At 72.2% G+C, this 12963-nt stretch carries 11 protein-coding genes; 9 read left to right on the top strand and 2 right to left on the bottom strand.

Annotation, left to right across the window (positions count from 1 at the left end; all coding sequences use genetic code 11):
• Positions 1 to 21: 21 nt before the first annotated feature.
• The 7 genes from ACIBHX_RS15890 (at position 22) to ACIBHX_RS15920 (ending at position 7836) form a co-directional block, all read left to right on the top strand.
• Entirely contained in the window at positions 22 to 1602 is a 1581-nt protein-coding gene (locus ACIBHX_RS15890) for an ABC transporter substrate-binding protein (RefSeq protein ID WP_397067799.1), read from the top strand.
• Positions 1602 to 2627: an ABC transporter permease gene (locus ACIBHX_RS15895; protein ID WP_397067800.1), complete on the top strand. Its 1026-nt coding sequence runs from the start codon at positions 1602 to 1604 to the stop codon at positions 2625 to 2627. Before ACIBHX_RS15890 ends, ACIBHX_RS15895 begins: the two co-directional genes overlap by 1 nt.
• Positions 2624 to 3499, top strand: coding sequence for an ABC transporter permease (locus ACIBHX_RS15900; RefSeq protein ID WP_397067801.1), 876 nt, complete (start codon positions 2624 to 2626; stop codon positions 3497 to 3499). The genes ACIBHX_RS15895 and ACIBHX_RS15900 overlap by 4 nt, the downstream gene beginning before the upstream one ends.
• Positions 3499 to 4281, top strand: a complete 783-nt coding sequence (locus ACIBHX_RS15905; RefSeq protein WP_397067802.1) for an ABC transporter ATP-binding protein — start codon at positions 3499 to 3501, stop codon at positions 4279 to 4281. Before ACIBHX_RS15900 ends, ACIBHX_RS15905 begins: the two co-directional genes overlap by 1 nt.
• Positions 4281 to 5186, top strand: a complete 906-nt coding sequence (locus ACIBHX_RS15910; protein WP_397067803.1) for an ABC transporter ATP-binding protein — start codon at positions 4281 to 4283, stop codon at positions 5184 to 5186. Before ACIBHX_RS15905 ends, ACIBHX_RS15910 begins: the two co-directional genes overlap by 1 nt.
• Before the next feature lie 23 nt (positions 5187 to 5209).
• Positions 5210 to 6151, top strand: a complete 942-nt coding sequence (locus ACIBHX_RS15915; protein WP_397067804.1) for a M24 family metallopeptidase — start codon at positions 5210 to 5212, stop codon at positions 6149 to 6151.
• 98 nt (positions 6152 to 6249) lie between these two features.
• Entirely contained in the window at positions 6250 to 7836 is a 1587-nt protein-coding gene (locus ACIBHX_RS15920; RefSeq protein WP_397067805.1) for a Na+/H+ antiporter, read from the top strand.
• Here the strand turns inward: ACIBHX_RS15920 and ACIBHX_RS15925 are convergent, their stop codons facing one another.
• Complete coding sequence (locus ACIBHX_RS15925; protein ID WP_397067806.1) at positions 7837 to 9414, bottom strand: MFS transporter; 1578 nt, start codon at positions 9412 to 9414, stop codon at positions 7837 to 7839.
• On the opposite strand from ACIBHX_RS15925, the gene ACIBHX_RS15930 reads away from it, so the two are divergent.
• Positions 9343 to 10128 carry a GNAT family N-acetyltransferase gene (locus ACIBHX_RS15930; RefSeq protein WP_397067807.1) on the top strand — a complete coding sequence of 262 codons (786 nt, stop codon included), beginning with the start codon at positions 9343 to 9345 and terminating at the stop codon, positions 10126 to 10128. The genes ACIBHX_RS15925 and ACIBHX_RS15930 overlap by 72 nt on opposite strands.
• Positions 10125 to 11228, top strand: a complete 1104-nt coding sequence (gene menC / locus ACIBHX_RS15935; RefSeq protein ID WP_397067808.1) for an o-succinylbenzoate synthase — start codon at positions 10125 to 10127, stop codon at positions 11226 to 11228. The genes ACIBHX_RS15930 and menC overlap by 4 nt, the downstream gene beginning before the upstream one ends.
• Before the next feature lie 6 nt (positions 11229 to 11234).
• Here menC and ACIBHX_RS15940 read toward each other — a convergent pair whose 3' ends face one another.
• Positions 11235 to 12698 carry a hypothetical protein gene (locus tag ACIBHX_RS15940; protein WP_397067809.1) on the bottom strand — a complete coding sequence of 488 codons (1464 nt, stop codon included), beginning with the start codon at positions 12696 to 12698 and terminating at the stop codon, positions 11235 to 11237.
• Positions 12699 to 12963: the final 265 nt, after the last annotated feature.

Below are 12963 nucleotides of genomic sequence, written 5' to 3' on the forward strand. Positions count from 1 at the left end.
TCGTCCACCTGGAGGACAATCATGGCGACCCGCTCGCAGACGGCGGCTGTACTGCTCGCCGGTGCACTCGCCCTCGCCGCCTGCGGCAGCGGCGGCGGATCCAAGGCCCCTGCCGCCGCGGGCGGTGGCGGCAAGACCCTGGTCATCGACACGTCCTTCGACCTGAAGACCGCCGACCCCGGCCGCACCTATGAGCCGACCGGTCTGTTCGTCGACAAGGCGGCCTACGAGACGCTCCTCACCTTCCAGGGCGCCGACGTGACCAAGCCGGTGCCGCAGCTGGCCGAGTCGTACGAGCTGTCCAGCGACGGCAAGAAGCTGACGCTCAAGCTGAAGAAGGGCGCGACCTTCTCCGACGGCTCGCCGATCACCGCCGACGACGTGGTGTTCTCCCTGACCCGGGTGCGCGACATGAAGGGCACCCCGTCCTTCCTGCTCGACGGCGTGGACGTGGCCAAGACCGACGACTCCACGGTCACCCTGACCTCCAAGACGGCCAACCCGGCTCTGCCGTACATCCTGCCGAACCCCGCGCTGGGCATCGTCAACAGCAAGGTCGTCAAGGAGCACGGCGGCACGACCGACGCGCAGGACAAGGCCGAGCAGTACCTGAACTCCGCCTCGGCGGGCTCGGGCCCCTACACGATCGACTCGTTCAACGTCAGCAGCCAGGTCGTGCTCAAGGCCAACCCCAAGTACTACGGCACCAAGCCGACCTACGAGAAGGTCGTCATCCGCAACGTCGAGGGCGCCACACAGAAGCTGAACGTCCAGCGCGGCGACAGCCAGGTGGCGCTCAACCTGTCGGGCGACCAGGTCAAGGGGATGCCGGCCAACCTGACGGTCAAGAAGACCGCTTCGGCCAACGTCATCTTCCTGCTGGCCAACCAGGACTCGGCGATCAGCAAGACCACGCCGAACGCCAAGTTCGTCGAGGCGGTCCGCAAGGGCGTGGACTACGCGGGCCTGCTGGAGCTGGCCGGTGAGGGCGCGACGCAGTCGCCGGGCGTGATCCCGTCGCAGCTGCTCGGCGCGCTGCCCGCCGACCAGGCGGCCAAGCGCGACGTCGAGGGCGCCAAGAAGGCGCTGGCGGAGAGCGGCGTGTCGAACCCGACGGTCAAGCTGGAGTACCCCAGCGAGCTGACCGTCAACGGGCTGTCGTTCCAGCCGCTGGCCGAGCGCATCCAGGCCAACCTGAAGGAGGTCGGCATCACGGTGGACCTGGCGCCCGCCCCGATCACCACGGCCCTGGACAACTACCGCAACGGCAAGGAGGAGCTGGGCCTGTGGTACTGGGGCCCGGACTACCCGGACCCGAGCGACTACCTGGCGTTCCTGCCCGGCAAGACCGTCGGTAAGCGGGCCGGCTGGAAGGAAGGCGCGGCCAAGGACATCGAGGCCGCCGGTGAGAAGGCCGCGACGGCGATCGGCGACGACGCCCGCAAGCAGGCCTACGCCGACGTGCAGACCAAGCTGAACGCCTCCGGCCCGTTCATCCCGCTGATCCAGCCGAGCCAGAACATCGTGACGGCCTCCTCGGTCACGGGCCTGGAGTACCACCCGGTCTGGACCGTCGACATCGCTGCCCTCGGCGCGCAGTAGTGAAGCATCCCCTGGCACGATTCCTGGTCAGGAGGATCCTCATCGCGATCCTCCTGGCCTGGGGCATCACGCTGGTGACGTTCGTGCTCACCAACCTGGTCCCCGGCGACCCTGTGGCCGCCAACCTGGGCCAGCGCGCGCTGGGCGACCCGGCGATCGTGGCCCAGTGGAGGACCGAGCACGGCCTGGACAAGCCGCTGTGGCAGCAGTACCTGCTGCACCTGCAGGGGCTGACCCACGGCGACCTGGGCATGAGCCAGCAGAGTCACCGCCCCGTCAGCCAGGACCTGGCCGAGTTCGTGCCGGCCACGCTGGAGCTGGCCGGGGCGGCGATCATCATCTCGCTGATCCTCGGCGTGGCCTTCGGCGTGATCGCCGCCCTGCGCAGGGACCGCCTGTCGGACCACGCGCTGCGGCTGCTGAGCCTGGTCGGGATCTCGGTGCCGACATTCTGGCTGGCGCTGGTGGCCTTCTACGTCTTCTTCTACCGGCTGCAGATCACGCCGGGCAGCGGCAGGGTGGATCCGGCCCTCGGCGCTCCGCCGACGGTGACCGGGCTGACCACGGTCGACGCGCTGCTGGCCGGGCAGTGGGACGTGTTCGCCTCCGCCGTCGGCCACCTGATCACCCCGGCGCTGGTGCTCGCGCTGTACACGATCGGCCTGCTCACCCGCTTCACCAGGAGCGCGGTGCTGGAGGTGCTCGGTCAGGACTACGTACGCGCGGCCAGGGCCAAGGGTCTGCCGCCCAGGGTGATCCTGTTCCGTTACGTGCTGCGCTCGGCGCTGGTGCCCATCATCACGGTCGCGGGCCTGGCCTTCGGATCGCTGCTGTCGGGCACCGTGCTGGTGGAGGCGATCTTCGCCTGGCCCGGCGTCGGCCAGTACGCCTACAAGAGCGCCACCACGCTGGACCTGCCCGCCGTGATGGGCGTCGGCCTGGTGGTCGGCGTGGTCTACCTGGTGATCAACCTGATCGTGGACGTGCTCTACGGCGTGATCGACCCGCGGGTGAGGTTGCAATGACGGACGATACGCTCGCCAGGAAGGGCCTCACGCGGTGGCTGCCCGAGGCCTGGCGCCAGCCGCTGGCGATAGCGGGCACGCTCATCGCGCTGGCCTGGCTGGTGATCGCGATCGCGGCCCCCGCCCTGGCCCCGCACGATCCACTGGCCCAGGATCTGCCGCGCCTGGCCCCGCCGGGCCCCGGCCACTGGTTCGGCACGGACCAGCTCGGCCGCGACATCCTGTCCAGGGTCATGTACGGCGCGCGGGTCTCGATCCCGCTCACGCTGCTCCTGGTGGTTCTGTCGGTGCTGGTCGGCGGCCTGCTCGGGGCCGCAGCCGGATATTTCGGCAAGTGGGTGGGCGAGACCATCATGCGGGTGGCGGACCTGGTGTTCGCCTTCCCCACGGTCATCCTGGCCATGGTGGTGGCCGCCGCGCTCGGCGCGAGCCTGACCAACGCGGTGCTGGCCGTGCTCGTGGTGGCCTGGCCCGCCTACGCCCGCGTCACGCGCGGGCTGGTGCTGGGCGTGCGGGAGCGGGAGTACGTGCTGAGCGGCCGGCTGCTCGGCTTCTCCGCCTGGCGCTCGCTGCGCGTGGACGTGCTGCCCAACGTGACCGGCCCGATCCTGGTGCTGGCCACGCTGGACATCGGCACCGCGCTGCTGCTGCTGTCCGGCCTGTCGTTCCTCGGCCTGGGCGCCAAGCCGCCGTCCCCGGAGTGGGGCGCGATGGTGGCCTCCGGCGTGGAGGTGTTCGACAGCTGGTGGGTGGCCACGTTCCCGGGTCTGGCGATCCTGACCGTGGTGCTGGCGTTCAACTTCCTGGGTGACACGCTGCGCGACGCGCTCGACCCGCGGACGGCCCGGGCCATCAAGGAGCGTGCGCTCTGATGCTGAACATCACCGATCTGAAGATCGCGATCCGCGGCAAGGAGATCCTGCGCGGCGTCGACCTGGCCGTCGAGCCCGGCACCGTGCACGGACTGGCCGGGGAGAGCGGGTCGGGCAAGACCATGACCGGCCTGGCCGTGCTGGGACTGCTCCCGCACGGCGCGCGGACGACGGGACGGATCGCGCTCGGCGAGCGCGACCTGCTCGCGCTGACGCCCAAGGAGCTGAACAAGGTGCGCGGCGGCGAGGTGGCGATGGTCTTCCAGGACCCCGCCACCAGCCTGCACCCGATGCTGACCATCGGGAAGCAGCTGACCGAGCACATGCGCCACCACCTGGGCCTCGGCAAGGCCGAGGCGAAGGCGCGGGCGGTGGAGCTGCTGGGCAAGGTGCGGATCCCGGGCGCCGAGGAGGCCTTCGGGCGCTACCCGCACCAGTTCTCCGGCGGCATGCGGCAACGCATCGCGATCGCCATCGCGCTGGCCTGCTCGCCGAAAGTGCTCATCGCCGACGAGCCGACCACGGCGCTGGACGTGACCGTGCAGGCGGGCATCCTGCGGCTGCTGCGCGGCCTCTGCGACGAGCTGGGACTGGCGATCGTGCTGGTCACGCACGACCTGGGCGTGATGTCGGCGGTCGCCGACCAGGTCAGCGTGATGAAGGACGGCCTGGTCGTGGAGTCCGGCCCGCGGGCCCAGGTGCTCACGAACCCCGGCCACGCCTACACCCGCGCGCTCCTCGACTCCCTGCCGGAGTCGAGGACGACCCAGGAGGGTTCCTGATGAGTCTGCTCACGATCGACGAGCTGGCGGTCGAGCACCGCTCCCCCGGGCGGCCGGTCGTCCGCGCGGTGGCGGGCGCCAGCCTGTCCGTGCGGGCGGGCGAGGTGGTCGGCCTGGTGGGCGAGTCGGGCTGCGGCAAGTCCACGCTCGCCCGCGCAGTCTGTGGGCTGAACCCGGTCACCGAGGGCTCGATCACGTTCGACGGACAGCCGGTGACCCCGCTCGGCCTGCGCCGCAGGAGGTTGACGGGCATCCAGATGGTCTTCCAGGACCCGTACGCCTCGCTCAACCCGCGCAGGAAGGTGGGCGACCAGATCGCCGACGGCCTGCGCGTGTCCGGTGACCGGGCCAAGCCCGCGGACCTGCTCGAGCGGGTGGGCCTGCCGCGCGAGTTCGCCGACCGGCATCCCCACGAGTTCTCCGGCGGCCAGCGCCAGCGCATCGCGATCGCCCGCGCGCTGGCGGCCAAGCCCCGGCTGCTGATCGGCGACGAGCCCATCTCAGCGCTGGACGCCTCGGCCCAGGCGCAGGTGGCCACGCTGATGCGGGACCTGGCGGTGGATTCGGGCGCGGGCCTGCTGTTCATCAGCCACGACCTGTCCGTGGTGCGGCTGATCGCGGACAGGATCGCGGTGATGTACCTGGGCAAGATCGTCGAGGTGGGCGACACGGCCGAGGTGTGGGACGACCCCAAGCACCCCTACACGCAGGCGCTGCTGGGGGCCATCCCGAAGCCCGACGGCGCGGGCAGGCTGCCCGCCGAGCTGGCCGGGGACGTGCCCGATCCGGCGGATCCGCCGGGCGGGTGCAGGTTCCATCCGCGGTGCCCGCTCGTCATGGACAGGTGCAGGGAGTCGGAGCCCGCGTTCGGCCCTGTCGCCTGCTGGCTGCACGAGCCGAAGTGATACTCGAGGAGGTACGAGCCCGCATGCGGGGCGCCGAGATCGACGCCCTGGTGCTGCGTCCCTCCCCCGACTTCCGCTACCTGGGCGGGCGCGGCGAGGGCTTCCTCGTGTTGACGCTGGAGGCGGGTCCCGTCGAGACCGGCGATCCGGCGGCGTTCATCCCGGCGGGCGCCCGCCGGGTGGGCGTCGATCCGGAGATGCGGGTGCGGGAGCTGTTCGGGTTGATGATCGACGCCGAGCTCGTGCCCGCGGCCGCCGTACTGGCCCCGATGCGGCTGCGCAAGCTCCCGCACGAGCTGACGGCGGTCGAGCGCGCGGCCGCAGCGGCGGAGGCGGTGCTCGAGCAGGCGCGGCAGCTGGACTGGTTCGGCGCGACCGAGCGGGCGATGGCGCTGAAGCTGCGGCGGTTGCTGCTGGAGAGCGGCTGCGAGGAGGTGCTGTCGCTGCGGGTCGCGGGGGGCGAGCACACCGCGCTGGCCGCGCACGCCCCCTCCGATCGGGTGATCAATCCCGGTGACGCGCTGCTGGTGTCGCTGTGCGGGCGGTGGGACGGCTACTGCGCCGAGGTCGGGCGGGTGTTCGCGGTGGCCGAGCCGCCCGAGGACTTCGAGGCCATGTACTCGGTGGTGCTGGCCGCGCACCGTGCGGCCCTGGTCCGGATCCGGCACGGCGTCGCGGCGGCCGAGGTGGCGGCGACCGTGCGCGAGGTGATCGACGGCAGCGGGTACGGGCGGTTCGGGGCCGAGCACGCCGGGCGCGGGGTCGGGCTCGGGCCGGACGAGGGGCCGCGCCTGGACCCCGGGGCCGAGGGGATTCTGGAGTCCGGGATGACGGTGTGCCTGGAGCCGGCGATCTACGTGCCGGACCTGTTCGGAGCGCGGATCGCCGACGTGGTGGCGTGCACGCCGTCGGGTCCGCTGCTGCTCACCTCCGGCCCGCCCGAGCTCCGGATCCTCGACCGCTAGGATCCCCCACCCCGTGGCGTGGTGACCTTCCGGATATGCCGGGCGCCATGGGGAACGATGGCTACGCGGGGTGAGGATCGCGGTCATCGGGGGGTGTCGTGGGCCAGTTCGTGCTGCTGGTGCTCGTCCTGCTGGGCGCGCTGATCACAGTGCCGCTCGGCGAGCGGTTCGGCGTGCCCTCCCCGGTGCTGATGACGCTGTTCGGGATGGTGCTGGCGCTGCTGCCGTTCGTGCCGAACGTGCAGCTCGCGCCGGAGCTGGTGCTGCCTCTGCTGCTGCCGCCGCTGCTGTACGCGGCGGCGCAGCGCGGCTCGTGGCGGCAGTTCGCGGCCAACTGGCAGCCGATCGCGCTGCTGGCCGTGGCGCTGGTGTGCGTGACGACCGTGGCGGTGGCCGTGGTGGCGCACTCGATCGTGCCCGGCGTGACGCTGGCCGCCGCGACGGCGCTGGGCGCGCTGATCGCGCCGCCCGACCCGGTCGCGGCCACCTCCGTGGCGGGCTCGCTCGGCCTGCCGCGCCGCATGGTGTCGCTGCTGGAGGGCGAGGGCCTGTTCAACGACGTGACCGCGATCGTGCTCTACCACGTGGCGATCACGGCCGTCGTGTCCGGCGCGTTCTCCTGGCCCGCGGCGGTCGGCACGTTCGTGCTGTCGGCCGTGGTGGCGGTGGCCGTCGGATTCGCCGTGGGGTGGGCGGCGGAGAGGCTCATGGCGGTGCTCGGTGACGCCACGCTGCAGATCGGGCTGTCGCTGCTGGTGCCGTTCGTCAGCTACATCGCCGCCGACCAGCTGGGCGGCTCGGGTGTGCTCGCCGTCCTGACGACCGCGTTCTACCTGGGCGAGCACATGTGGGACGCCGACGACGTGTACGGGCGCTTCACCGGGCGCGCGTTCTGGGAGGTCGTCGACACCATGGTGACCGGGGTGGCGTTCGGGCTGATCGGGCTCGAGGTGCACACCGTCCTCGACACGCTGACCTCCCGGATGGGGCAGCTGCTGTGGTGGAGCGCCGCCGTGGTGGCCGTGGTGGTCGTCGTACGGCTGGCCTGGCTGCTGCCGTCGGCGTGGCTGGCCAAGAAGGTGCGCCGGGGGCTGCCCGCGGAGCAGGAGATCCCGCTGGGGTGGCGGGAGACCGTGGTCATGTGGTGGGCGGGCATGCGCGGCGTGGCCTCCGTCGCGCTGGCGCTGGCCATCCCGTTCCGCACCGCCGACGGCGCGCTCTTCCCTGGCAGGGAGGCCATCATCGCGATCGCGTTCGCGGTGATCCTGGTGACGCTGGTGGTGCAGGGGCTGACGCTGCCGTGGCTGGTGCGCAGGCTCGGCGTGATGGCGGACACGGCCTACGAGCGGGAGCTGGAGAGGCAGCTGGCGATCCGCGCGGCCAAGGCGGCGCGCACGCGGCTGCGCGAGATCAACGAGTCGGAGGGGCTGCCCGAGGAGGTGGTCGAGATGCTCGGCCGGCGCCTGGTGGAGCTCGGGATGCGCCTCAGCCCGGAGGTGGCGGACGAGGAGCGGCGCGGGGCCGTCGAGCAGCGCGCCGAGCGGGTCAGGACGATCCGGCGGGTGCAGGAGGAGATGATGTCGGCCGCCCGCCACGCGGTCCTGGAGGCCAGGCGCGACCCGCACGCCGACCCCGAGGTGATCTCCCGGGTCCTGCGCGAGCTCGACGTCCGCAGCCTCCGCTAGCTAGACGCTCCGTCTGGGGCGGCGGCGGGGGACGATGAGGATGGCCAGCAGGCCGAGGGCCGCGAAGGCGAGCATCGTCAGGAAGACGTTGTGCACGGCCGCCGCCAGCGCGGCGCGGATGTGGTCGGCCGTGCCGCCGTTGAGCGCCCTGGCCGCCTCGTCGACCGAGGCGCCGCCGCCCAGGTGGGAGGCCAGCGTACTGTTGGCCACCGCGCTGAGCACGGCGGTGCCGAGCGCCCCTCCGGCGATGCGGAAGAACACCACGCCGCCCGTGACCACGCCGCGCCGCTCGTAGCCGACCTCCTCCTGCGCCCCCACCAGCATCGACACCGACACCAGGCCGAGCCCGCACCCGTTGACGAAGGAGCACAGCCCGGCGTAGACCAGCGACGACGAGGCCGTCATCAGCGAGAACATGGTCGCCGACACCCCGACGAGCACGATCCCCGCCAGCGCCGTGTCGCGGAAGCCGTAGCGCAGGTAGAGCCGGTTGGACATCGCGGCTGTGATCGGCCAGCCGATGGACTGCACCGCCAGCGCGAACCCGGCGGCGATGGCGCCCGCGCCCAGCACGCCCTGCGCGAAGGTCGGCAGGTATACCGTCGGCCCCACCAGGACCATGCCGACGACCGCGCTGCCCAGGTACGAGCCGAGCAGCGCCCTGTTGCGCCACATCCAGGGCGGCATCAGCGGCTCGGCGGCCCGCCGTTCCCACCAGCCGAAGGCGACCAGCAGCAGCACACCGAGCGCGACGGGCCACGGCGAGGAGGTCTGCAGGCCGAGCATCACCGCGATCACGCCGGTGCTGAGCAGCGCGGTGCCCAGCAGGTCGAGCCGGCGCGGCCGGCGCTCGACGCTCTCGCGCAGCCACACCATGATGATCACGCAGGCGACGCCGCCGACGGGCAGGTTGAGCAGGAAGATCCACCGCCACAGCCCGAATTCCGACAGGAGGCCGCCGAGCGCGGGCCCGACCAGCGCGGACACGCCCCACACCGACGACAGCAGGCCGCTGATCCTGCCGCGTTCCTCCAGCGGGTACAGGTCGGCGGCGACCACCTGAGTGATCGATTGGATGGCGCCCGCGCCGACGCCCTGCACGGCCCTGGCCACGATCAGCGCCGGCATCGACCAGGCCAGCCCGCCGAGCAGCGAGCCGGCCAGGAAGATCGACATGCCGGTGAGCAGCATCGGCTTGCGCCCGAACAGGTCGGCGAGCCTGCCGTACACGGGCGTGCTGACCGCCTGGGCGAGCAGGTAGGCGGCGATCACCCAGGGGAACAGGGAGAACGACCCGAGGTCCCGCACGATCGACGGCACGGCCGTGGCGACGATCGTCTGGTCGATCGCGGCCAACGCCATGCTCGCCATCAAGCCCGCCGCCACCGCGCCCCGCCGGGTCGTCTCGCCCATATCCGGCAGGCTATCGATCGCGTACGCCGTTGTTCCATGCGCCAAGCTCCGCCCCAGTCTTGGTGTGACCGCACGAATCCGGGAGACCTCGCGGTGGATTACCGTCGCGGTGACAACAAGCGGAATCGGAGGGCCGGCACGTTGCTCGCTATCAGGGAACTTCACGACATCGTGGAGTTCGAGCAGGTTTATGCGCTGTTCAGCGACATCTGGCACTTCGACCAGGGCAGCCAGCCGGTCACGGTCGAGATGATGCGGGCGCTGTCGCACGCCGGCAACTACGTGGCGGGCGCCTACGAGGACGGCCGGCTGGTCGGCGGCTCGGTGGGCTTCTTCGCCGCCGACCGCGGCCTGCACTCCCACGTCACGGGCGCCGCCATCGGCCGCGGCATCGGTTTCGCGCTCAAGCAGCACCAGCGCCACTGGGCCGCCGAGCGCGGCCTCGACCGCATCACCTGGACCTACGACCCGCTGGTCCGCCGCAACGCGCACTTCAACCTGGCCAAGCTGGGCGCCCGCCCGATCGAGTACCTGCCCTCCTTCTACGGAGTGATGGACGACGCGATCAACCAGGGCGACGAGTCCGACCGCCTGCTCGCCGAATGGCCGGTACGGCGGGAGCCGCAGCCCTGCCCGCCTCCCGGGGACGCCGTGGTGGCCCTGGCCGACGAGGGCGGCAGGCCCGTGGCGGGCTCCGTGGACGCCGCGACGGTGCTCGTGGCGGTCCCCGCCGACGTGGAGGGGTTGCGACGCTCGGACCCGGGAACGGCAAAGGCATGGCGGCACGCCGTACGTGATGTGCTGGGCAGCCTGCTGTCCGAGGGCCGGGTGGTGACCGGGTTCTACGACAAGTCGTACTACGTAGTGGAGAAAGCGTGAAGATCACAGGAGTCGAGCTGCGGCGCATCGCGATGCCGCTGGTCGCACCGTTCCGTACCTCATTCGGCACCGAGACTGCCCGCGACATCCTGCTGGTCCGGGTCGTGACGCCGGACTCGGAGGGCTGGGGCGAGTGCGTGGCGATGTCCGAGCCGCGCTACTCCGCCGAGTACGTCGACGGCGCGGCGGAGGTGATCCGCCGCTTCCTGCTGCCGGCGCTGCCGCGCGAGGTCGACGCCTACGGCGTGGGCCGGGCGCTCGAGCCGATCAAGGGCCACCGGATGGCCAAGGCGGCCGTGGAGACGGCCGTGCTCGACGCCCAGCTGCGCGCGGCGGGCGAGTCGTTCGGCCGGTTCCTGGGCGCGGCGCGCGACCGGGTGCCGTGCGGGGTGTCGGTGGGCATCATGGACTCCATCCCGCAGCTGCTCGACGCCGTCGAGGGCTACCTCGACGAGGGCTACGTCCGGATCAAGCTGAAGATCGAGCCGGGCTGGGACGTGGAGCCGGTCCGCGCAGTGCGCGAGCGCTTCGGCGACGAGATGCTGCTCCAGGTGGACGCGAACGCCGCCTACACGCTGGTGGACGCCCCGCAGCTGGCCAAGCTGGACGACTTCGGCCTGCTGCTGATCGAGCAGCCGCTGGCCAACGACGACCTGGTCCAGCACGCCCAGCTGGCCAAGCTGGTGCGCACTCCGATCTGCCTGGACGAGTCGATCGAGTCGGCCGAGCACGCGGCGGCCGCCATCTCGCTGGGCGCCTGCTCGATCATCAACATCAAGCCGGGCCGGATCGGCGGCTACCTGGAGGCCCGCCGGATCCACGACCTGTGCCGGGCGCACGGGGTGGCTGTGTGGTGCGGCGGCATGCTGGAGACCGGTCTCGGCCGCGCGGCCAACGTGGCGCTGGCGGCGCTGCCCGGGTTCACGCTGCCGGGTGACACGTCCGGGTCGCGCCGCTACTACGAGAGGGACATCACCGAGCCGTTCGAGCTGTCCAACGGCCACCTGGCGGTGCCGACGGGCCCGGGCCTGGGCGTCGAGCCGCTGCCGTCGGTGCTGGAGGAGGTCACCACCTCCACCGAGTGGATCGCGATCGGCTGACCCTCCCTACACGGGCAGCGGCCAGGCGCCCCAGGGCTGGGACCAGTCGTAGGTGAGCGTCTGACCGCCGCACCGCCAGCGTCTGGGGGCGGTGGTGGTGAGCCAGTCCAGCGGCTCGACGTCCTGGCCGCCGTCCAGTGCCAGCCGTACGGCGCGAGACAGGTCGCCGTCGGCGGCGTCGGTGCGGGCGGCGGGGTCGACCGAGACGAACAGCGCGGTGCCCGTGCGGGCGACCAGGTCGAGGAACTGCCTGTTCAGCGACCACTCGGTGGCCGGGGTGCAGGGCACGCAGTCGGCGTCGACCACGAACAGGCGGCCGTGCTGGGGCAGGCGGAAGGCGAGCGTGTTGACGCCCATGCGGCGGGTGCGCTCCCACTGCCTGCCCGAGGTGTCGTCGCCGGTGCGCTGCACGTGGACCAGCCCGGCCGCCAGGTGGCCGATCGTGTTGCAGCCGATCACCAGGGCGTCCCCCGCGGCCTCGGCGATCGTGCGGTACAGCTCCACGACGTGCTCGGCACTGGTCCTGCTCCTGTCCGGGAACACGGTGTCGCCGGTCGCCAGCGTGGCCGGGGCGTGGGCGGCGTAGCGGCCGAACAGGTCGTAGCTGCTGAAGTCATGTTTGATCAGCTCGTAACCCCAGGAGCGGAAGCGGGCGATGTCCTCGGCCACCGTCTCCGGTTGCGACAGCGGGCGGAACCACAGCCCCGGGCGGGCGCCCGCCGCCTTGATCTCACCGGCTGTCTCGGCCATGTCGAAGAAGCCGCTGTCCCACGGCCCGAAGTGGTGCGTCCAGCCGTCGTCGACCACGCAGTACGGCAGCACCTGGTGCCCGTCGGCGAACTCGGCGATCGTGCGCGCGTCCCGCACCACCGCCTCCCTGCCGAAGCCCTCCCCGTAGGCGTAGTACCAGTTGTTGCAGCCCACGACGGGCTCGCGCGGCAGCAGCGGGTCCGGGCTCATCGCCGCGCACAGCTCCTCGAGCATCGCGTACGGCCGGGCCGCGCCGTCCACGGCCACCATGGTCGCCGCCGCCAGCTCCCTGTCGCCGAGGAAGACCGGCTGCCCGCCGCTGCGGACGTCGAGCCAGAGCGTGACGCCGTCCCCGGCCACGGTCCACGAGCACATGGCGCCTGGCCGGGTCCGCACGCCCATCCCCCAGGTCCTGCCGCCCGAGGTGGCCAGCCAATACCAGGGCAAGGTCCGCTCGGGCTGCGGGTGGCGCCACTGCAACTCGCCGTACGACCGCTCCCACGCGTCGCCGAGCACGAGCGTGTCGTCGGGGATGCGGCGCCGCCAGCGCAGCGCGACGAACGACAGGTCGTCGCCGCTGACGGCGACCCTGCCCGAATCCACCGAGACGACGCAGCCGGGCGCCTCCCACCGGCCGTCCCCGCAGCGGCGCGCCGCGCGCGGGCGGTCGGTGACGACGTAGACGGCATCGGGCGTCACTTCGGGTACCCCCATCTCCATGACCGCTTCTCTCCAGCATCGCATCCGGCTCCGGCGTGCCCATGCGACCCGCGTTCCCGCGTGTCGTCACCACGCCCGTGGAGTTCGTGGTGGGCATCCGGTAGTCGCTGGGGAACGCGCTGAAGTGGTGGGGGGCCCGGAGGGGGGGGGCCCCCCCCCCCCGGGGGGGGGGGGGGGCCGGCGCCCCCCCCCCCCCCCCCCCCCCCCCACCGCGAATAAAAGGAACCGCCCCCCGCGCCGCCCGACCACCCCCCCCCCGCCCCCC

Origin of the sequence: Nonomuraea sp. NPDC050536 (genome assembly GCF_044457685.1) — a bacterium.
Taxonomy (GTDB): Bacteria; Actinomycetota; Actinomycetes; order Streptosporangiales; family Streptosporangiaceae; genus Nonomuraea.